This window comes from Halomonas sp. (assembly GCF_034520545.1).
Classification (GTDB): Bacteria; Pseudomonadota; Gammaproteobacteria; order Pseudomonadales; family Halomonadaceae; genus Halomonas.
Window position 1 is genome coordinate 219,538 of sequence record NZ_JAXHNN010000002.1, and the last position, 21,034, is coordinate 240,571.

General features: G+C 67.6%; 19 protein-coding genes and 1 pseudogene. 16 read left to right on the top strand and 4 right to left on the bottom strand.

The window, feature by feature from the left end:
- Positions 1–25: 25 nt before the first annotated feature.
- Positions 26–697 carry a GntR family transcriptional regulator gene (locus U5L98_RS01050; RefSeq protein WP_322556498.1) on the bottom strand — a complete coding sequence of 224 codons (672 nt, stop codon included), beginning with the start codon at positions 695–697 and terminating at the stop codon, positions 26–28.
- A 169-nt stretch (positions 698–866) separates the two neighbouring features.
- Between U5L98_RS01050 and dctP the strand changes: the two genes are divergently transcribed.
- From dctP to U5L98_RS01080, 6 genes are all read left to right on the top strand, one after another.
- Complete coding sequence (dctP, locus tag U5L98_RS01055) at positions 867–1,868, top strand: TRAP transporter substrate-binding protein DctP (protein WP_322556499.1); 1,002 nt, start codon at positions 867–869, stop codon at positions 1,866–1,868.
- A 76-nt stretch (positions 1,869–1,944) separates the two neighbouring features.
- A complete protein-coding gene (locus U5L98_RS01060; protein ID WP_322556500.1) occupies positions 1,945–2,463 on the top strand; it encodes a TRAP transporter small permease in 519 nt (172 codons plus the stop codon).
- Positions 2,464–2,465: 2 nt separating this feature from the next.
- Positions 2,466–3,800, top strand: coding sequence for a TRAP transporter large permease (locus tag U5L98_RS01065; protein WP_322556501.1), 1,335 nt, complete (start codon positions 2,466–2,468; stop codon positions 3,798–3,800).
- 13 nt (positions 3,801–3,813) lie between these two features.
- Positions 3,814–5,181 carry a malonyl-CoA decarboxylase gene (locus tag U5L98_RS01070; protein WP_322556502.1) on the top strand — a complete coding sequence of 456 codons (1,368 nt, stop codon included), beginning with the start codon at positions 3,814–3,816 and terminating at the stop codon, positions 5,179–5,181.
- Positions 5,178–6,695 (top strand): malonyl-CoA synthase, encoded by a 1,518-nt coding sequence (locus tag U5L98_RS01075; RefSeq protein WP_322556503.1) that lies wholly within the window; start codon positions 5,178–5,180, stop codon positions 6,693–6,695. Before U5L98_RS01070 ends, U5L98_RS01075 begins: the two co-directional genes overlap by 4 nt.
- An 11-nt stretch (positions 6,696–6,706) precedes the next feature.
- A complete protein-coding gene (locus tag U5L98_RS01080) occupies positions 6,707–7,438 on the top strand; it encodes a haloacid dehalogenase type II (RefSeq protein WP_322556504.1) in 732 nt (243 codons plus the stop codon).
- On the opposite strand, the gene U5L98_RS01085 is transcribed toward U5L98_RS01080, so the two are convergent.
- The 3 genes from U5L98_RS01085 to U5L98_RS01095 form a co-directional block, all read right to left on the bottom strand.
- The gene (locus tag U5L98_RS01085) at positions 7,435–7,752 is read right to left on the bottom strand and encodes a hypothetical protein (protein ID WP_322556505.1); all 318 of its coding nucleotides are present in this window, start codon (positions 7,750–7,752) and stop codon (positions 7,435–7,437) included. The two genes, U5L98_RS01080 and U5L98_RS01085, sit on opposite strands and share 4 nt — an antisense overlap.
- A gap of 87 nt (positions 7,753–7,839) precedes the next feature.
- Positions 7,840–8,292 carry a hypothetical protein gene (locus tag U5L98_RS01090; RefSeq protein ID WP_322556506.1) on the bottom strand — a complete coding sequence of 151 codons (453 nt, stop codon included), beginning with the start codon at positions 8,290–8,292 and terminating at the stop codon, positions 7,840–7,842.
- 108 nt (positions 8,293–8,400) lie between these two features.
- The gene (locus U5L98_RS01095; protein WP_322556507.1) at positions 8,401–9,714 is read right to left on the bottom strand and encodes a DUF2252 domain-containing protein; all 1,314 of its coding nucleotides are present in this window, start codon (positions 9,712–9,714) and stop codon (positions 8,401–8,403) included.
- Positions 9,715–9,855: 141 nt separating this feature from the next.
- Here U5L98_RS01095 and recC point away from each other — a divergent pair, with 141 nt between their 5' ends.
- The 10 genes and pseudogenes from recC to U5L98_RS18625 all read left to right on the top strand — a co-directional run bounded on the left by recC (position 9,856) and on the right by U5L98_RS18625 (position 20,917).
- A complete protein-coding gene (gene recC / locus U5L98_RS01100; protein ID WP_322556508.1) occupies positions 9,856–13,488 on the top strand; it encodes an exodeoxyribonuclease V subunit gamma in 3,633 nt (1,210 codons plus the stop codon).
- On the top strand, positions 13,485–16,478 hold the full coding sequence (gene recB, locus U5L98_RS01105) for an exodeoxyribonuclease V subunit beta (protein ID WP_322556509.1): 2,994 nt from the start codon (positions 13,485–13,487) through the stop codon (positions 16,476–16,478). Before recC ends, recB begins: the two co-directional genes overlap by 4 nt.
- Positions 16,453–17,319 carry a PD-(D/E)XK nuclease family protein gene (locus tag U5L98_RS01110; protein WP_322556510.1) on the top strand — a complete coding sequence of 289 codons (867 nt, stop codon included), beginning with the start codon at positions 16,453–16,455 and terminating at the stop codon, positions 17,317–17,319. The genes recB and U5L98_RS01110 overlap by 26 nt, the downstream gene beginning before the upstream one ends.
- Positions 17,320–17,357: 38 nt before the next feature.
- On the top strand, positions 17,358–18,263 hold the full coding sequence (locus U5L98_RS01115; protein ID WP_322556511.1) for an AAA family ATPase: 906 nt from the start codon (positions 17,358–17,360) through the stop codon (positions 18,261–18,263).
- The gene (gene recD, locus U5L98_RS01120; protein ID WP_322556512.1) at positions 18,260–19,609 is read left to right on the top strand and encodes an exodeoxyribonuclease V subunit alpha; all 1,350 of its coding nucleotides are present in this window, start codon (positions 18,260–18,262) and stop codon (positions 19,607–19,609) included. Before U5L98_RS01115 ends, recD begins: the two co-directional genes overlap by 4 nt.
- Positions 19,610–19,667: 58 nt before the next feature.
- Complete coding sequence (locus tag U5L98_RS01125) at positions 19,668–19,922, top strand: type II toxin-antitoxin system HicA family toxin (protein WP_322556513.1); 255 nt, start codon at positions 19,668–19,670, stop codon at positions 19,920–19,922.
- Complete coding sequence (locus U5L98_RS01130; protein ID WP_322556514.1) at positions 19,919–20,254, top strand: type II toxin-antitoxin system HicB family antitoxin; 336 nt, start codon at positions 19,919–19,921, stop codon at positions 20,252–20,254. Before U5L98_RS01125 ends, U5L98_RS01130 begins: the two co-directional genes overlap by 4 nt.
- A 39-nt stretch (positions 20,255–20,293) precedes the next feature.
- Positions 20,294–20,606: pseudogene (locus U5L98_RS01135) on the top strand (ATP-binding domain-containing protein); the annotation flags it as partial.
- A gap of 74 nt (positions 20,607–20,680) precedes the next feature.
- On the top strand, positions 20,681–20,830 hold the full coding sequence (locus tag U5L98_RS18620; protein WP_416208157.1) for a CopG family antitoxin: 150 nt from the start codon (positions 20,681–20,683) through the stop codon (positions 20,828–20,830).
- 6 nt (positions 20,831–20,836) lie between these two features.
- Positions 20,837–20,917 carry a CopG family antitoxin gene (locus U5L98_RS18625; protein WP_416208161.1) on the top strand — a complete coding sequence of 27 codons (81 nt, stop codon included), beginning with the start codon at positions 20,837–20,839 and terminating at the stop codon, positions 20,915–20,917.
- Positions 20,918–21,034 lie beyond the last annotated feature (117 nt).

The following is a 21,034-nucleotide window of genomic DNA, read 5'->3' on the forward strand; positions in this document are numbered from 1 at the left end:
TACGACGGGCGCCTGATCGGCTCCATCAGACGGCGTCCAGCTGGGCCCCGAAGCGACGCACGCTGGCGACGAAGTCGCTGAAGCGCTCGCCCTGGATCAGTACGTGTTCGCGCAACAGGTGTTCCGCCGCCTCGGCGTCGCCACGATCGATGGCCGCGAGGATCTCGCGGTGCTCGGCAAGGGAGCGGCCCATGCGCTTGCGGACCTGCAGCTGCAGGCGGCGATAGGGCTTGAGGCGCTGCTTGAGCTGACGTGCCTCCTCGGCCAGGAAGCCGTTGTGGCTGGCCGAATAGATGGCGTGGTGAAATCCTTCGTTCTCGTAGTAGTACTCGTTGGTGTCGCCGGCGGCTTCCGCGGTCTCGCAGCGCACCAGGGCCTCGTGCAGGGTGACGAGTTCCTCCTCGTTGATGCGCCGCGCGGCGAGCCGTCCGCACATGCCCTCCAGCTCCGCCATCACCTCGAACATCTCGATCAGCTGGTCGAGGCCCACCCGAGCGACAAAGGTGCCCTTCTTCGGGGTCACCGTGACCAGGCCGCTGGCTACCAGTTGCTGGATGGCCTCGCGCACCGGGGTGCGAGACACCTCGAAATCCTGGCACAGGGCCTCGGGATCGAGGCGTTCGCCAGGTGCCCGGCGGCCATTGATGATGTCGTCCTCCAGGGCATCCCGGAGCCGCTGGGCGTTGGACCGTTTCATGCGGTTTCCCCCTCCTTCCCTGCGCCACTCGGGCGCTGGACACGGCAGGACTTCTACCATTGTCTAGCTCGCCCGAATTGACGCTAGTATAGCCAAAGAGCTATTGATGTATACATCAGCTGCGCTGATGAACATTACATGTGACAACAACAAAATCTCTGGAGATGCCATGAAACCCTCACTCACCCCCATCGTGGCGGGCCTGGCCCTGGCCGCTATCGCCGTGAGCTCTACCGCCTCTGCCCAGACCGTGCTGCGCGCTTCCCACCAGTTCCCCGGAGGACAGGGCGATGTGCGCGACGAGATGGTACAGATGATGGCCGACAAGGTCGCCGAGGCCGACGTCGGGCTGGAGATCGAGGTCTACCCGGGCCAGTCGCTGTTCAAGGCACGCGAACAGTGGGGCGCCCTGGCTCGCGGCCGCCTGGACATTACCGCGCTGCCCCTCGACTACGCCAGCGGTCGCCATCCCGAATTCTCCGCGACCCTGATGCCCGGCCTGGTCCGCAACCACGAGCACGCCCAGCGCCTGAACGACTCCGAGTTCATGGACATGATCAAGGAGGTCATCCAGGAAGGCGGCGCCCGGGTACTGGCCGATGCCTGGCTCTCGGGAGCATTCGCGTCCAGCCTGAACTGCATCACCTCGCCGGACACCGTGGAAGGGCAGAATTTCCGCGCCGCCGGCCCCGCCTTCGAGCAGATGCTGGAGGCCGCCGGCGCTTCGATCGCCTCGATGCCCTCCTCGGATATCTACACCGCCATGCAGACCGGCGTGCTGGATGCCGCCAACACCTCTTCCATGTCCTTCGTCTCCTACCGCCTCTACGAGCAGGTGGACTGCCTGACCGCGCCCGGCGAACACGCCCTCTGGTTCATGTACGAGCCGATCCTCATCTCCGAGCAGGTCTGGCAGGGGCTCGACGAGAAGCAGCAACAAGCCTTGTCGGCCGCCGCCGAGGAGGCCGAGGCCTTCTTCGCCGACGAAGCCGCCAACCTGGACCAGCAGATGGTCGAGGTGTTCGAGGAGAACGGCGTCGAGGTGGTCAGCATGAGCGAGGCGGACTACAACGCCTGGCTGAAGATCGCCAAGCAGAGCTCCTACAAGAACTTCGCCGATAACGTCGAGAACGGCCAGGCCCTGATCGACGCCGCCCTGGCTGTGGAATAACCCCAACGCTCCGATTCACTCGGACACGACCGGCCGCCCTCGCAAGGGCGGCCATCCCGTCATATCGGAGGGCCTCATGGAACATTCCCGCGCTGACGCCACGACGCCCGGCGGGCTCGTCGGCGGCTATATACGCCTGATGGACTGGCTCTCTTGCGCCACCGCCTATCTCGCCGCGGCGCTGTTCGTCGCCGGCGTGGTCGTCGTATGCCAGATGGTGTTCGTTCGCTACATTCTCGAGCAGAGCACCAGCTGGCAGACCGAATTCACGGTGTTTTCCGTGACCGCCGCGATGCTGATGGGCAGCCCCTATGTGTTGATGACCGGCGGCCATGTCGCCGTCACCGTGCTGCCCGACGCCCTTTCGGGCCTGCCACGCCGCCTCATGCGACTGGCCGCCTCCCTGGTCGGTCTCGGCTTCTGTGCCGCCCTGGCCTACGCCTCCTGGGTCTACGTCGCCGAGGCCTTCCATGGGGAATGGACCACCGGCTCGGTATGGAATCCGCCCCTGTGGCCGGCCGTGCTGCCCATGGCCGTCGGCATCACCCTGCTGACGCTGCAGTACGTCGCTGAAATTCTGCGCGGGGAGGAATAAGCATGGATCCCGTCACTGCCGGCATTCTCGTCGCCATCGGCCTGATCGTGCTGATGGCCATCGGCACGCCGATCGCCTTCGCCCTGGGCGCCATTTCCCTGATCGCCCTGGTCGCGGACCGTGGCATGGTGGAGCTGATCTATTTCGGCGAGACCTTCTTCGACCGCATTGCCGAGTTCGGTTTCGTCGCCATCCCCATGTTCATCATGATGGGCGCCGCGGTGGCCTCTTCGCCCACCGGGCGCGACCTCTATCGCTCGCTGGATCTCTGGCTCGGCAAGCTGCCCGGCGGCCTGGCGATATCCAACATCGGCGCCTGCTCGATCTTCGCCGCCCTCTCCGGCTCGTCACCCGCCACCTGCGCGGCCATCGGCAAGATGGGCATCCCCGAGATGCGCAAGCGCGGTTACCCGGACGGCGTTGCCGCAGGCTGTATCGCCGCGGGCGGCACCCTGGGCATCCTGATCCCACCTTCAGTGACCATGATCATCTACGGCATCTCCACCGAGACCTCGATCGGTCGGTTGTTCATCGCCGGCGTGGTCCCGGGCTTCATGCTCGCCGGGCTGTTCATGGTCTGGACGCTGATCGCCTGCAAGCTGGCCGGCGGCTATGACAATCCCATGGCTATCAACAGCGAGAAGGTCAAGCAGTCGATCCGCCAGAACGTCGATGCCAACCTCAAGGCGCTGGTGCGCGTGTTGCCCTTCCTGGCCGTGGTGCTCGGCATCCTCTTCGCTCTCTACGGCGGCGTGGCGACGCCCTCGGAGGCCGCCGGGGTGGGCGCCTTCATGTGCCTGGCGCTGGCCATCATCATCTACCGTATGTGGCAGGTGAGGCCCATCAAGCTGATCATGCGCGATTCATTGCGCGAGAGCGTGATGATCATGCTGATCATCGCCGCCGCCGAGGTCTTCGCCTATGCATTGTCGTCGCTTTTCATCACCCAGACCGTCGCCGGCGCCATCGCCGATCTCGAGGTCAACCGCTGGGTGCTGATGGGGGTGATCAACGTCTTCCTGCTGGTGGCCGGCTTCTTTCTGCCGCCGGTGGCGGTGATCGTGATGACCGCACCGATCCTGCTGCCGATCATCCTCTCGGCCAACTTCGATCCCTACTGGTTCGCGGTAATCCTGACCATCAACCTGGAGATCGGCCTGATCACACCGCCGGTGGGCCTCAACCTCTTCATCATCAACAGCATCGCGCCGGACATCTCGCTGCGTAACGTGCTGATGGGCAGCCTGCCCTATGCGCTGTGCATGGTGCTGGGGATCCTGCTGCTTTGCCTGTTCCCAGGACTGGCCCTGTGGCTGCCCGATCTGCTCATGGGCTGAAGGAGTCGCCATCATGAACATGACCTTCCTGCAGGAGATGTACCAGTCGATCACCGATCGCGACGCCCTGCTGCGCCGCCGGCAGGGGGACGGGTCGCCGCCGGATCACCGCCGCCTGCTGGATGCCTGCCAGCGCCTGCTGGCAAGCGACGGCGAGGCCTCGAGCATTGCCCTGGCCAGCCGTGCCTTGGGCATGTATCAGCGCCTGGGGCCTGAAGAGCGACAGCGCTTCTTCGAGCGGCTGGCCAGCGACTTTGCCGCTGAGCCGACGGAGATCGACGCGGCCTACGCGCGCTATGCCGAGCAGCGTGACAACGCCAGCCTGGAGGTGCTGTTCGAGGCTTGCGAGCCGCGCCGACAGGAACTGATCCGTCGTCTCAACCTGACCAGCGGTGGCACCGTCGAGCTGGTACAGATGCGCGTGGATCTGCTGGGCCTGCTGCGCGAGCATCCCGAGCTCTCGGCCATCGATGCCGACTTCGCCCACCTGTTCGGCTCCTGGTTCAACCGCGGCTTCCTGATGCTCAAGCGCATCGACTGGGACACCCCGGCCTCGATACTCGAAAAGATCATCCGCTACGAGGCGGTGCACGAGATCCGCGACTGGAACGACCTGCGCCGTCGGCTCGATGCCCGAGACCGGCGCTGCTTCGCCTTCTTCCACCCGGCGATCGGCAACGATCCGCTGATCTTCGTCGAGGTGGCCCTGCACAAGGGGCTGCCCGACCAGATCCAGCCCATCCTGTCTGGGGAGAGTGCCGGTGAGAACAGCGGGGTGGAGGAACCCGAGGAGGCCGACACTGCCGCCTTCTTCGGTATCAGCAACTGCCAGGTCGGCCTTCGCGGTATCTCCTTCGGCAACTTCCTGATCAAGCAGGTCGTCCAGGAGCTCAAGCAGGAGCTGCCCCAGCTCAAGCACTTCGTCACCCTCTCGCCGGTGCCCGGCTTCGCCCAGTGGCTGGCCGAACAGTGTGAGGATGAAGCCCTGCCCGAAGCGGTGCGAGAAACCCTGGCCGAGATGCAAGCGTCCGACTGGCACGAGGACCCCGAGCGGGCCAAGCGCCTCAAGGCCGTGGTCAAGCCGCTGGCCGCCCGCTACCTGGTCGACGAGAAGAACGCCCGTGGACTGCCGCTCAACCCGGTGGCGCGCTTCCACCTGGGCAATGGCGCCGAGCTGCACCGCATCAACTGGCTGGGCGACGTCTCGACCAAGGGCCTCAAGCAAGGCGCCGGCCTGATGGTCAACTATCTCTATGTGCTCGACGATATCGAGCGCAACCACGAAAATTACACCGCCAACGCCACCGTGGCCCGGTCGAGTGGGGTAAAGGACCTCGTCCGCAAGGCCAGGAAGCTGGTCAAGGGAGAAACCACCAAATGAACCAGAACCTCTTCGCCACTTTCGCTCGACGTATGCGCGAGCGCGGCGACGCCGACTTCATCACCACCCGCCAGGGCCGCGCCTATCGTTACGACGAGGTCCTGGCCACCACCGCGCGGCTAGCCGGCGCCCTGATCCAGCTTGGCGTGACGCCGGGCGACCGGGTGGCGGTGCAGGTCGAGAAGAGCCCCGAGGCGATCCTGCTCTACCTGGCGACCCTGCGCGTGGGCGGGGTCTACCTGCCGCTCAACACCGGCTACACCGGCGAAGAGATCCACTACTTCCTCGCTGATGCCGAGCCAGCCCTGTTCGTCTGCCGACCCGGGGATGCCGAGAACGCGCGCAGCATCGCCGCCGATACCGGCTGCCCGCAGGTCGCCACCCTGGGCACGGCGACCGATGGCAGTCTGATGGAGGCAGCCGAGACGGCCACGCCCCGCGACGACATCGTCGAGCGCGACGACAACGACCTGGCGGCGATCCTCTACACCTCGGGCACCACCGGGCGCTCCAAGGGCGCCATGCTCACCCACCGCAACCTCGGCTCCAACGCCGCCACCCTGGCCGAGATCTGGCGCTTCAGCGAGGAGGACCGGCTGATCCACGCCCTGCCGATCTTCCATACCCATGGCCTCTTCGTGGCCTGCAACGTCACCCTGATGGCGGGCGCCAGCATGCTCTTCCTGCCGAAGTTCGATGCCGACGTGATCTTCGAGGAGATGCCGCGGGGCACGGTGCTGATGGGTGTACCGACCTTCTACACCCGGCTGGTGGCCGACGAGCGCCTGACCCCGGAGGTCACTGCCAACATGCGCCTGTTCGTCTCCGGCTCGGCGCCGCTGACCGCCGAGACCCACAGGGAGTTCGAGCAGAAGACCGGCCATGCCATCCTCGAGCGCTACGGCATGACCGAGACCAACATGAACCTCTCCAACCCCTATGACGGCGAGCGCCGCGCCGGCACGGTGGGCATGCCGCTGCCCGGCGTTGAGTACCGCATCACCGACCGCGAGACCCAGGAGCCGGTACCGAAGGGCGAGATAGGCATGCTGGAAATCCGCGGGCCCAACGTCTTCGTCGGCTACTGGCGGATGCCCGAGAAGACCCGCGAGGAGCTTCTCGAGGATGGCTTCTTCGTCACCGGCGACCTGGCGATGGTCGACGAGCGCGGCTATGTGCACATCGTCGGCCGCGACAAGGACCTGGTGATCTCCGGCGGCTACAACGTCTACCCCAAGGAAGTCGAGCAGGTGATCGACGAGCTGGAGGGCGTCCATGAGTCCGCGGTGATCGGCCTGCCCCACGCTGACCTGGGCGAGGGCGTTACCGCCGTGGTGGTGCCCGAGCCCGGAGCAAGCCTGGACGAGGCACAGGTGCTCGACCACCTGCAAGGCCAGCTGGCCAAGTACAAGCAGCCCAAGCGGGTCTTCTTCGCCGACAGCCTGCCGCGCAACACCATGGGCAAGGTGCAGAAGAACCAGCTGCGGGAGCAGTACCAGGACACCTACCGCTGAGGGACGAGCGCATGTCGCAACGGCACACCGCCCTGGCCGACGTCAGGGCCCTGAGCTTCGATGTCTTTGGTACCGTGGTGGACTGGCGAAGCAGCGTCATCCGCGAAGGCGATGCGCTGGGCACGAGACTGGGCCTGACAGTGGACTGGGCAGCCTTCGCCGATGCCTGGCGCGGCGGCTATGCGCCCGCCATGGATCGGGTGCGCCACGGCGAGCTGCCCTGGACACGCCTGGATGACCTGCACCGCATGACCCTCGATCGCCTGCTCGATGACTTCGGTATCGCCGGTGCCCTGGACGAGGCCGAGCGGGAAGCGTTCAACCGTGTCTGGCACCGCCTGGATCCCTGGCCGGACAGCGTGGGCGGCTTGATTCGGCTGCGGGAGCGCTATGTGCTCGCCACCCTCTCCAACGGCAACATCTCGCTGCTGGTGAACATGGCAAAGCGCGCCGGCCTGCCCTGGGATTGCGTGCTATCGGCAGAGCTCGCCGGTCACTACAAGCCCGACCCCGAGGTCTACCACATGACGGCCCACCTGCTCGACCAGCCACCCAAACGGATCCTGATGGTGGCTGCCCACCAGGATGACCTCCGGGCCGCCCAGCGGGAGGGATTCCGCACCGCCTTCGTCAGGCGCCCCCTGGAGCATGGCCCCGACGCCATACCCGACTTGTCCGTCGACAGCTTCAACCTGGTGGCCGACGACTTCCATGAGCTGGCCGACAAGCTCGGCATCTGCTAATTGGCATACCAGTCGGCGTAGGGCGTATTCTCGATCTTGCACCGGGTGTAATCCGGTGCGCCGTCCTCCCACCACACCGGTCCTCGCTCCCCCAGCGCACGCTTGGCCTCGTCGACCTGATCGCGGGCCTCGCGTTCCGCCTGTGGGTCCCGCTCGCGCCTCGCCCCGGCCACAGCCCGCCGGGCACGCATCAGCCGCTGCACCCAGCTCTCGCGTTCCTGTTCCGGCAGACCGGGATTCGTGCAGCGCCACAACCGGCCCTTGACCACGATATAGCGACCGTCAGGGGTTTTTGGTGGCTTCGATGAAGTCATTAAACGGCGGCAGAGTCAGCCGAGAGGTAACACAGGGATGATAGAAATGCCCCCTTGGCTCGCGAGTCCAAGGGGGAAACGATGCGTCTATTCGAAGCTGGTGCAGACGGGCGCCTGCTCGGCGGGGTCGTGGGCGACCTCGAGGCTCACCGGCTCGGTGACGTCCGTGAGGGCCACGCGCCACTGGTGGTCCACGTTTACCGGGTCGCAGCTACCCTCGCTGCCACTGCCGAAGTTGGAGTCGATCCAGTAGTGAACGTCGTAGAGCTTGCCCTCTTCCAGCACCTCGGCAAAGGTGAAGGAAAAAGCTGGCCCTTCCTCCGGCGCCACGTGACCGGCGTCGGTGGCGACGACCTCGCCGGCCGTCACGTCAAAGACCGCCACCTCGATGGCCTGGCCGCCATGCGGTGCCACGAAGGTGCCATCGCCGGCGAAGGTCAGATCATGGCCTTCATTGGCCAAGGCGGGCGCTGCCGCGATCAGCAATGCGGCAGTGATGGCGTACGAGGCGCCCTTAGCGACAGAAATGAAGCGCGTCATGAGATATCTCCTTTCGTGTCTTCAAGATATGACCATGGTCTTGTCATGGCCTTGTCGGCCTGCTCCCCAGCATAGCTCATATGGCAAGAGTTGCGGCGTGCCGCTCCCTTACACGCCAGCGTCGTTCCATGCCAGAAAGGTGCGATAGTCCTGACAAATGCAATCGGCGTAGGTGAGTGCCAGGGTGGTCACCATGTCCACGCAGCGATCGTGCCGTCCCTCGACGCGGGCCGCGACAGCCCGGGCGAAGCGCCCGGGATCATCGAGGTTCAGGGCATGCGAACCGCGCAGATGTTCGCGGGCCAGAATGCGCCCCCACTGCTGGGCCAGCTTGCGGTAGGGCTTGGCCCCGTCGAGCTTGTGGGTCGGGAAGTCCTCCTTGTAGGGCGAGCGTTCGCGCACCGAAAACACCGTGTCGCCCAGGTGCAGCCACCCCAGGTAGGGATCGGGGTGCTCGGCAATGGCCACGAAGGCGGCGGCGTGGCGCATTCCCTCGTGCGGGAAGGTGCGGCGCCAGGCGCGCTTCTCGGCGCCGTCCATTAGCCGCCAGCCCTCCGGCGGCACCTGCTGCTTGACGTCGAGGATGACGTCATCGTGTTCGTGTTCCTGTCCGCCCTCGATCAGCACATAGAAACGTTCGAGGCCCAGCGAGCCGGTGCCGGCATCGAGCCGCCGCGCCATATCCTTGACCCGGAAGTGGTTCTCTTCCGTCTCGTCGCGAGCGCCGCGCAAGGTCTGCCGATACTCCTCCTCGACCGCCTTGCGCAGCTGGCTTGCAAGGTGCGCCGGCAGGGTTGCCAGCTTGTCGGGGCGCTCGGCGAAGCGCCGGCCGTCGTCCGTCATTTGGGTCCACTTGTCCAGCATCTTGGCCCGGCTCTTCTTCTTGCCGACCTTCTTCATGAAGGCGCCGAGGGGCCCCTTGGCGGTGGCCAGCGTCACTGCGCCCGGCACTTCCCCCTCCGCATGGCGGGCCAGTTCGGCGTGATAGCTGGTCACCAGCGCCTTGAGCGCCTTGCGAATGCCCTTGCCCGACAGGCCCGTGTTCTCCCGGGCATCCAGTACCAGGCTGGTGGCCAGGCGCCACAGATCATACTGGTAGTCGCCGATCATGGCGTCGTCGAAGTCGTCCATGCCGTAGCGCACGGCATCGTCGTGATGACCGTAGGCGCCGAAGTTGTAGGCATGGGCATCGCCCTGTAGCCAGGTCTGGGTCTCGGGCAGGCCACCGAACAGGGCAAAGCGCCAGTCGTGCCAGACATCCCACCAGTAGAGATGGTTAGTGCCACGAAAGAAGCGATAGGGCGATTCGGCGAGTTTGGCGTACTTGGCCGCCCGGTCCTGCTCGGAGAGCGGGGCATTGGCCGCGGTGATCTCGTCGAGAACCAGGTGGGCGCGATTGTGGTGAGTCAGCAGCTGGGACATACCGGGTTTCCATCCGTGAGCGGAAGCGAAAGCCAGTCAAACAGCCCACCGGGCAGCTGGCAAGGACGCAAGGCCACCCGCGCCCCACGAATATGGCACCATGGAAGGCCATTGCTCCAGCACCCGCGAAGGAACCGCGCCATGCCCGTCTTTGACGACTCCGCCCTGCAGCCCGGCTTCATGGTGATCCACGGCAACCGCCTGGAGGCCCTGCGCGGCCTGGCGGTGGCGTGGATGCGCCGCCATCCGCTGGGGCCGCTGGAGAACGAGACGATCCTGGTGCAGAGCAACGGCATCAGCCAGTGGCTCAAGCTCGCGCTCGCCGAGGACGAGGCCAACGGCGGCGCCGGCATTGCCGCCGCCCTCGACGTGACCCTGCCGGCGCGCTTCCTGTGGCAGGCCTACCGCAGCGTGCTGGGAGAGGATCAAGTGCCGCCGGTCTCGCCCTTCGATAAGCCGCGCCTGGTGTGGCGGCTGATGCGCCTGCTGCCCGCCCTGCTGGACTCGCCCACCTTCGCGCCCCTGGCGCGCTTCCTGGCCGAGGACGACGACCTGCGCAAGCGCCACCAGCTGGCCGAGCGCCTGGCCGACCTCTTCGATCAGTACCAGGTCTACCGCGCCGACTGGCTGGCGGCCTGGGCGGCGGGCGAGGACCTGATCCTCACCGCCCGCGGCGAGGCCCGCCCGCTGGCCGAGGAGCAGCGCTGGCAGGCCGAGCTGTGGCGCGCCTTACGCGACGATATCCAGCAAACCCAGGGCCCCGAAGGCCTCGCCTCCAGCCGCGCGGCGGTGCACGAGCGCTTTATCGAGACGTGCCAGGGGCTCACCTCGGAAAGCCGACCGACCGGACTACCGCGCCGGGTGATCGTCTTCGGTATCTCCTCGCTGCCCGCCCAGACCCTCGAGGCGCTGGCCGCCATGACCCGGGTCAGCCAGGTGCTGCTCTGCGTGCACAACCCCTGCCGCCACTACTGGGCCGACATCATCGAACACAAGGATCTGCTGCGTGCCGAGCGCAAGCGTCAGCAGCGCCGCCCCGGCATGCCTGCGGATCTGGCCGAGACCGAGCTGCACCTGCACGCCCAGCCGCTGCTGGCCGCCTGGGGCAAGCAGGGCCGCGACTACCTGCGCCTGCTCGACGAGTTCGACGAGCAGCAGGCCTACCGCGGCCTCTTCGAGGGCGAAGCGCTGCGTATCGACCTCTTCGATTCGCCGCTGGATGAGGGAGATAGCGAAGCCGAGCCTAGCCTGCTGCGCCAGCTGCAGGACGACATCCTCGAGCTGCGTCCGCTGGCCGAGACTCGCGAGGCCTGGCCCGCGGTGGACCCGGCCCGCGACCGCTCGCTGCGCTTCCAGGTCGCCCACAGCGCCCTGCGTGAGGTGGAGATCCTCCACGACCAGCTGCTCGCCGCCTTCAGCGAGGATGCGACCCTCAAGCCCCGCGACATCCTGGTGATGGTGCCGGACGTCGACCAGTACGCCGCCGCGGTACAGGCGGTGTTCGGCCGGCTGGACCCGGACGACCCGCGCCATATCCCCTTCACCCTCTCCGATCAGGCCAGCCGCCACCGCCTGCCGCTGCTGATCGCCCTTGAATTGCTGCTGCGCCTGCCCGAGCTTCGCCTCACGGTCAGCGACCTGCTCGACCTGCTGGAGGTGCCGGCGTTGCGCGCGCGCTTCGGCATTGCCGAGACCGGCCTGCCCACCCTGCGCCGCTGGATCGAAGGTGCCGGCATCCGCTGGGGGCTCGACGCCCGCCAGCGCCAGAGCCTCGACCTGCCGGAGGGCCTCACCGCCAACACCTGGGCCTTCGGCCTGCGCCGGCTGCTGCTGGGCTATGCGGTGGGCGACGCCGCCGAGGGGCCCTGGCAGGGCATCGAGCCCTACGACGACATCGGCGGGCTGGAGGCGGCCCTGGCCGGCCCGCTGGTGGCGCTGATCGACGCCCTTGAAGCGCAGTGGCAGACGCTTGCCGAACCGGCCGACGTGACCACCTGGGGCGAGCGGCTGCGCGGCCTGCTGGAGGCCTGTTTCCTGGCCGAGACCGACCAGGACCTGATGGCGCTGACTCGGCTCGAGCAGGCGCTGGACGCCTGGCAGGAGAGCGCCGAGGAGGCGGAACTCACCGAGCCCTTGCCGCTCTCGGTGGTGCGCGAGCACTGGCTTTCCCAGGTGGACGAGGCGAGCCTCTCACAGCGCTTCCTGGCCGGGGCGGTGAACATCGCCACCCTGATGCCGATGCGCGCCATCCCCTTCCGCCACGTCTGCCTGCTGGGCATGAACGACACCGACTACCCGCGAGTGCAGCGCCCGCTGGACATCGACCTGATGGCCCAGGACTACCGCCCCGGCGACCGCTCGCGCCGCGAGGACGACCGCTACCTGTTCCTCGAGGCGCTGCTCTCGGCCCGCGACCGGCTGAGCATCAGCTCGGTGGGGCGCAGCATCATCGACAACAGCGAGCAGCCCCCCTCGGTGCTGCTCGGCCAGCTGCGCGACCACCTGGCGCGCGGCTGGCGGCTGGCGGGAAGCGAGGAGGACACCGACGGTCAGGCGCTGCTGGCCGCGCTGACCACCGAGCACCCGCTGCAGCCGTTCAGCGTCGAGTATTTCCGCGAAGGGTCCGACCTTGCCACCTACGCCCATGAGTGGCGCGAGCTCCACCGCCCCGACCTTGAGCCCGCACCGCTTCCCGCCGCGGAGGCGCCACTACCCCCCTTCCGGCAGGAGGCCCCGCTGACCCTGACCCAGCTGGGCAACTTCCTCAAGGCGCCGGTGCAGGCCTTCTACACCACCCGGCTCAAGGTCTTCCTCGAAACGGAAGCCATGGAGCGCCTCGACCACGAGCCCTTCACGCTCGACGGGCTGGACCACTGGCAGCTGCAGCATGCGCTCATCGAGGCGAGCCGCGCGGCGGTGGAGGCCGGTGAGCCCCATGAACCCGCCATGCTGGCCGCCCTGGAGCGCCTCGAGCGCGAGGGGCGCCTCGCCATGGGCGGCTTCGCCGAGCAGATGCGCGAGACGCTCGTCGAGCCCATGGACACCCTCTTCGCCGACTACCGCCAGGTGCTCGATGAATGGCCCCACGCCATGGAAGAGCCGCTGGACGTATCCCTCGATCTTCGAAACGAACTGGGCGATGGCCTGACGCTGGAAGACTGGCTGAGCGAGCTGCGTGAAAACGACGCCGGCGAGCGCTGCCGGGTGCTGCTCACCACCAGCAGCCTGGTCAAGAAGAACAAGTACCAGTGGCGTCACTGGCTCACCCCCTGGGTGGCCCATCTGGCCGGCCAGCTGGAAGGCCCCATGACCACTCGGCTGCTCTCCCGCGCCGGCGGCGGCACCCTGGACCCGCTACCCGCGGACGAGGCCCGCGCACACCTGGCGACCATCGCCGCCGCCTGGCAGCACGGCATGGCCACCCCCCTCCCGCTGGCGCGCGATACCGCCTTCGCCTGGCTGGAGAAAGGCGGCACACCACAGGCCATGGCGCGCTGCCTCGCCGGTGAGGCCAGCGAGGAGGACGCCAAGGCCTGGAAGGCGCTGGACACCGCATTTCACGGCAGCGGCTTCAACAACGACCACGGCGAGCGCGGCCGCGACCCCTACCTGATGCGCCAGTGGCCGGAAATGGAGGCGCTGGTCCAGTCGGCGGAAGGGGGCGGCTTCGCCGAGCTGGCCGAGCGGCTCTACGCCCCACTGCTGCACGCGGTAAAGAAGCCGAAGGACAAGAACACCAAGGGCAGCAATGGAAAGAAGGGAGGCCAGGCATGAGCACCGACAACCAGACGCCTCCCACCCTGGACCCGATCCAGTTGCCGCTGACCGGCAGCCGACTGATCGAGGCCAGCGCCGGCACCGGCAAGACCTTCACCATCGCCCTGCTCTACGTGCGCCTGGTGCTGGGCCCGCGAGACGAGGCGGACACCGAGAGCTTCCCGCGGCCCCTCACCCCGCCGGAGATCCTGGTGGTCACCTTCACCAACGCCGCCACCCGCGAGCTGCGCGACCGCATCCGCGCCCGGCTTGTGGAAGCCGCCGATGCGTTCCTAACCCCGCCTAGGGGTCTGACCCCAAAATCCGCTGAGGGGTCTGACCCCCTGCTGGCCCTGCGCGACAGCTACCCCCGCGAGCGCTGGCCTGCCTGCGCCCGCCGCCTGCAGCTGGCCGCCGAGTGGATGGACGAGGCGGCGGTCTCCACCATCCACTCCTGGTGCCACCGCATGCTGCGCGAGCACGCCTTCGAGAGCGGCAGCCTGTTCTCGCTGGAGATGAACCTCGATCAGTCCGAGCTCGAGCTGGAGGTCGCCCGGGACTACTGGCGCAGCTTCTACTACGCCCTGGACGCCGACGCCCTGGCCGTGGTCACCCGCTACTGGAAAACCCCCGACGCCCTCGCCGAGGACGTGCGCCGCCTGCAGGGCGACGCCGACCTGCTGCCCGACGCCCCGCCCCCCGCCGGGGCCCTGGCCGCCATGCAGGCCGAGCGCGCCCGGATACTGGCCGAGCTCAAGGCGCCCTGGCCCGCCTGGCTGGACGAGCTTGCCGAACGGCTGGAAACGGCCGCCGCCGCCAAGGCCTTCGACCAGCGCAAGCTCAACAGCAGGAGCCGCGCCGACTGGCTGGAGAAGTTGCGCGACTGGGCCAGCGATCCCGAGCTCGCCACCCCGACGCTGACCGACACCGCCTGGCAGCGCCTCACACCGCAAGGCATGGCCGAAATCTGGAAGACGGGCGAGCCACTGGATCACCCGGCCCTGCACGCCCTGGCCGAGCTGCCGGAGAAGCTGGCGGCCCTGCCCGACGCCCACGCCGATCTGCTCGCCCACGCCGTGCGCTGGATGAATGCGCGCCGCCATCGCATGCAGCAGCGCCGCGCCGAGCTCGGCCCCGACGACCTGCTCGAGCGTCTCGACCACGCCTTCGCGGGGCCCGCCGGCGAGGCGCTGGCGGCGCAGGTGCGCCGCCAGTTCCCGGTGGCCCTGGTCGACGAGTTCCAGGACACCGACCCGGTGCAGTACCGGCTCTTCGACCACGTCTACCGACTGGCCCAGGCGCCGGATCCCGAGGACCCCAGCGCCGTGCTGCTGATCGGCGACCCCAAGCAGGCGATCTACGCCTTCCGCGGCGCCGATATCCACACCTATCTGCAGGCGCGGCGCGACACCGCCGGGCGCCACGTTACCCTGGGCACCAACTTCCGCTCGGCCAGCGCCATGGTGGAAGCGGTCAACCGGGTGTTCCACTTCGCCGAATCGCACCCCGCCGGCCGCGGCGCCTTCCTGTTCCGTGATGCCGACGGCAACAACCCGGTCCCCTTCCTGCCGGTGGCCGCGAAAGGCCGCCAGGATGCCCTCAGCCGCGACGGAATGCCACTGCCGGCCATGACGCTGTGGCATTTGCAGAGTGAGGAGGCAAAGGGGCCAAGCGAAGGACTCAGCAAGGGCGCCTACTTCACCGAGATGGCCGCGCGCTGCGCTACGCACATGGCCGAACTGCTGCGCGAGGGCCAGCAGGGGCGCACCGGCTTCAGTGAATCGGGCAAACCCTTCCGCGCTCTCAAGCCTTCGGATCTCGCCGTGCTGGTCAACAATGCGACCGAGGCGAAGGCGATCCGCGGCACGCTGCTCGCGCGCGGCATCAAGAGCGTCTACCTCTCCGACAAGGAAGGGGTGTTCGAGACCCCGGCGGCCCTGGAGCTGGAGGTGTGGCTGGCCGCCTGCGGCGAGCCCGACAGCGAGCGGCGCCTGCATGCGGCGCTGGCCATGCCCAGCCTGGGAATGGGCCTCCACGATCTCGACGCTCTGCAGCATGACGAGCTGGCCTGGGAAGAACGCGTGCTGCAGTTCCGGGGCTACCACCGCCTGTGGCAGCGCCAGGGCGTGCTGCCCATGCTGCACCGGCTGCTGGCCGACTTCGCCGTGCCCACCCGGCTGCTCAGGAGTGCCAGCGGGGAGCGTCACCTCACGGACCTTCTGCATCTAGGCGAGCTGCTGCAGGAAGCCAGCGCCGAGCTCGACGGCGAGCACGCCCTGCTGCGCTACCTGAGCGAGGCGCGTGCCCAGCCCCCGACGCAGGCCGACACCCACCGCCTGCGCCTGGAGAGCGACGCCGATCTGGTACAGGTGATCACCATCCACAAGTCCAAGGGGCTGGAGTACCCGCTGGTCTTCCTGCCCTTCATCTGCGCCTTCCGCGAGAAGAAGGCCAGCGATCTGCCACTCACCTGGCACGACGAGGCGGGCCGGCGGCGACTCTCCCTGGAGGCCGACGACGCGGTGCTGGCTCGCGCCGATGACGAGCGCCTGGGCGAGGACCTGCGCAAGCTCTACGTGGCCCTGACCCGCGCCCGCCACGCCACCTGGCTCGGCATCGCCCCGCTCAAGGGCCTGGAGCGAAGCGCCATCGGCCAGGTGCTCAGCGCCGGCGCGCCGCTCTCGGCGGAGACCCTCGGCGAGGCGCTCGTGCCCCTGGAAACGGAAGCCAGTGGCGGCGATGCCGTGCTGTCGGTGGAACCGGCGCCGCCGCCGAATGATCTTGTGGTGCCCGCAGAGGAAAAAGGCGAAGCCCTGCGCGAGGCGTTGACACCTTCCCGCCGCGCCCGCGAGCACTGGTGGATCGCCAGCTACTCGGCGCTGCGGCTGGGCGGCGAGCGCATCGGTGAGGGGGAGGAAGCGCCCACTCATCTGGAAGACCCGAGGCGCTCGATGCTAGGAACCGCGAGACCGACCGCGCTTCATGGAAGAGCCCGAAACTGCTCTTGAAGCCACCGCCCGGGAGATGCGCGACGAGCCCCAGGACCCGACCCAGACCATGCCGCCGCCAGGGGACGGCTCGCTCCACCGCTTCCCCCGCGGGCCGGCGGCCGGCACCTTCCTGCACGGCCTGCTGGAGTGGGCCGGCCAGGAGGGCTTCGTGCGCCTGGCCGCCGAACCCGAGCGTCTCGACGAAACCCTGGCGCGGCGCGCCAACCTGCGCGGCTGGCGCGAGCGCATCCCGGCCCTGCAGGCCTGGCTGCGCGGGCTGCTGACAAGCGAGCTGCCGCTGCCCCAGGCCGAGGAACCGATAGCACCGCTGCGCCTCGATCGGTTGGCAAACACTCGCTACCAGGTGGAACTGGAATTCTGGTTCGCCGCCCACCAGGTCGACACCGCTCGGCTGGACGCCCTCGTGAGCGCACACACACTGGGCGGCGTTGCCCGCCCGGCGCTGGAGCGCGAGCGCCTCAGCGGCATGCTCAAGGGCTTCATCGACCTGGTGGTGGAGCACGAGGGGCGCTTCTATGTACTCGACTGGAAGTCCAACCACCTGGGCCGCGACGACGAGGCCTATTCCGAGGCGGCCCTGGCCGAGGCAGTCCGCGAGAAGCGCTACGACCTGCAGTACTGCCTCTACCTGCTGGCCCTGCACCGCCTGCTCCGCTCGCGGCTGCCGGACTACGACATCGACCGCCACCTGGGCGGGGCGCTCTATGTCTTCCTGCGCGGCCAGCACGCCCCCTCCCGTGGCGTGCACCGCGAGCGCCCGCCCCGCGAACTGATCGAGGCGCTGGACGCCCTGTTCCGCGCACCAGAGACCGCCACCGCCATCGAGGCACAGCCATGAGCGATCAAGAAACGGCCATGAGCGCTGGAGACCAAGCCATGAGCGACGACTCACACACCGCCGAGGCCCTGCGGGAATCACCGCCGCTGTTCGCACTGCTCGACCGCTGGGTGGCACGCGGCTGGCTGCGCGCCCTGGACCGTGCCTTCGCGGCCTTCCTGGCCCGTGAGGTGCCTGACGCTCCTGCCCCACTGCTGCTGGCCGCGGCACTCGCCAGCCACCAGCTCGGCCGTGGGCACGTCTGTCTGGACCTCGCACGGACCCTGGCCGAGCCCGATCTGGCCCTCTCGCTGCCCCCGGAGGGAGACAGCCTGGAGGACCCGCCGCCGCGGCCCAGCGCGCTGCTCGGCGAACTCACGCTTGCCGACTGGCAGGAAGCGCTCATTCACCCGCTGATCGTCGGCCACGGCCCCGGCAACACCCCGCTGGTGCTCGACGGCACCCGGCTCTACCTGCGCCGCTACTGGCACCACGAGCGCTCGATCCAGCAACATATCGCCGCCCGGCTGGGCGAGGCCTCCCCGTGCAGGAGCTCACGGTCCGGCGTCCCGGCTCCGCTGCGCGATGGCGTCGACGGGCGCCCCGATCAGGCAATGAACCTCGACGCTCTCTCCCAGGCCCTGGCCGCCCTCTTCCCCCCCGGCGACACCCTGGACTGGCAGAAGGCCGCCTGCGCCCTGGCCGCCCGCTCGCCCTTCGCGGTGATCACCGGCGGCCCCGGCACCGGCAAGACCACCACCGTGGTCAAGCTGCTCGCCCTGCTGCAGGCTCTGGCGCTGAGCGAAGGCCGCCGCGCGCTGCGCATCTGCCTGGCCGCGCCCACCGGCAAGGCCGCCGCGCGACTCAACGAATCCATCGCCGGGCAGGTCAGCTCTGACCTGATGCGCCTGGCCACAGCCTGCTGCAGCGACCAGACGAGACGGATGACAGTGACTCGCGTTTGAGCGAGGTCCAACGCGATCGCGCGCAGAGGCCTCTCCGAACAGCGATACCCACCGAGGTCACCACCCTCCACCGCCTGCTTGGATCACGCCCCGACACCCGTCACTTTCGCCATAACGCTCGAAACCCGATGCCGCTGGACGTGCTGGTGGTGGACGAGGCATCCATGGTCGATGTGGCGATGATGGCCGCCCTGCTCGACGCCCTGCCGCCCCGCGGGCGCCTGGTGCTGCTGGGCGACAAGGACCAACTCGCATCAGTAGAAGCCGGCTCGGTGCTGGGCGACCTGTGCGCCCGCGCCGAGGGCGGCCACTACACGCCGGCCACCGCCGACTGGCTGAGCCAGGCCACCGGCCAGACATTGCCGCCCGAGATGCTCGATGCCGACGGCGCCCCGCTGGACCAGGCCATCGCCATGCTGCGGGTGAGCCACCGCTTCGACGCCGAAAGCGGCATCGGCCAGCTGTCCGGCACGGTCAACCGCGACGCCCAGGGCCGGGAAAAGCGCACTGCAATCCGTGAGGTGCTGAACGCAGGCTATGCCGACCTCTCTCACCTCACGCTGGAGACCGAGCATGACCGCCAGCTGGAGCGGCTGGTGGTCTCGGGCCACGCCACAGGCTTCCCCAATGCCGGCGAGGGCCGCATGCTGCGCGGCCAGCCGCTGCCGCCACCGGTGGGCTATCGCCACTATCTGCAGGTGATGACGCACGCCACGCCTCAAGCGGGCGCGGACGGCGAAGTCGTTCGCGACGCGTTGGACGACTGGGCCCGCGCGGTGCTGGCCGCCCATGGCCAGTTCCAGCTGCTCTGCGCCCTGCGCCGCGGTCCTTGGGGCGTAGAGGGGCTGAACGAGCGCATCCGCGCTGCCCTGGAGAAGGAAGGACTGATCGACAGCGGCGACGGTCGCCGGCTCTGGTACCCCGGCCGCCCGGTGCTGGTGACCAGCAACGACTACGGCCTGGGGCTGATGAACGGCGATATCGGCATCACCCTGGCGCTGCCCCAGTCGGCAACGTCAGCCGGGGGAGCCCACCGCGGCCCGGCGCTGCGCGTGGCCTTTCCCGCCGGCGATGGCAGCGGCCAGATCAAGTGGGTGCTGCCCAGCCGCCTGCAAGCGGTGGAGACGGTATTTGCGATGACAGTGCACAAGTCCCAGGGCTCGGAGTTCACCCACACCGCCCTGCTGCTCCCCGACGCCCCCAACCCGATCCTGACCCGGGAGCTGGTCTACACCGGCATCACCCGCGCCCGCCACTGGCTCACCCTGGTCGAGACCGGGCGCGGCCAGCTGCTGGATGCGGTGGAGAGAAGAGTGATGCGGTTGAGTGGGCTGGGGAGATTTTAGAACAACCAGCGGCAGGGGATGCCTTGCTGGTGGTATCAAAATTTAGTACCGTTCAGGCATGAAGCGAAAACACGCCAAGACGCTGGCAGCCATCTTCAGCAGACCCACTCCGGGCTCGATCCCGTGGAGCGACATCGAATCGCTGCTCCAGTCAATGGGCACCGACATCCGGGAACGGGAAGGCTCTCGTATCGCCGTCACGCTGTTTGGCGAAGTACGCGTGTTTCACCGCCCCCATCCATCACCGGATACCGACAAGGGCGCGGTGGCCAGCATACGCAAGTGGTTGGAAGAGAACGGAGAGACACCGTGAACAACATCATGATCATCGACGGCTATCGCGCCGTCATCCAGTACGACCCGGATATCGAGATGTTCCGCGGCGAGTTTACCGGCCTGAACGGTGGTGCCGACTTCTACGCGGACAGCGTGAGAAAGCTGCGTGAAGAAGGGCGGGTTTCGCTGCGCATCTTCCTGGAAGAGTGCCGGGAACGCGGAATAGAGCCCAACAAGTCCTACTCCGGAAAGTTCCAGGTGCGCCTACCTGAGGAGTTGCACAAGAACGCCGTCGATGCCGCCACCGCCAAGGGGCAGAGCCTCAATCAATTCGTAGCCACGGCTATCGAGCACGAGCTCTCGGCGTGACATTGTCTCTCAAAGACCGGGGCACGCATTCGGGACGCGGGCAGCCCCCTGCTACGCGCCGCCTTCCCCGCCAGCGATGGCAGCGGCCAGATCAAATGGGTGCTGCCCAGCCGCCTGCAGGCGGTGGAGACGGTCTTTGCGATGACAGTGCACAAGTCCCAGGGCTCGGAGTTCACCCACACCGCCCTGCTGCTCCCCGACGCCCCCAACCCGATCCTGACCCGGGAGCTGGTCTACACCGGCATCACCCGCGCCCGCCACTGGCTCACCCTGGTCGAGACCGGTCGCGGCCAGCTGCTGGATGCGGTAGTAGAGAAGAGTGATGCGGGTGAGTGGGTTGGGGCGGTTGTAGGTTCACACGAAAAAGCGGCATGATGATTCAGGTGGTATCTACTCTCGCCATGCACCGCAAAGAGAGGGCTGTTTATGATCACGCAAAGAAAGGTGCCTGAGTTCAAGAGCGAAGCAGAGGAACGGGAGTTCTGGGAAAACCACGACTCCTCCGACTACATGGACTGGAGCCAGGCAGAACCCACTTCTTTTCCGAAATTGAAGCCATCTACGAAAACCATCTAGCTTCGTTTGCCTGAAGGGTTACTCGACCGAATCAAGATCGAAGCGAACAAGCGAGATATGCCCTATCAATCCCTGATCAGGGCTTGACTTGCGGATGATGTCAATGACAGCCGGCGGACCGGGTGAAACCGAGACCAGGGAAATCATGTGGGTGGGCGCCAAGCGATTACGCCGAGCTTGGTGGCTGGATGGATCGCGCCACGG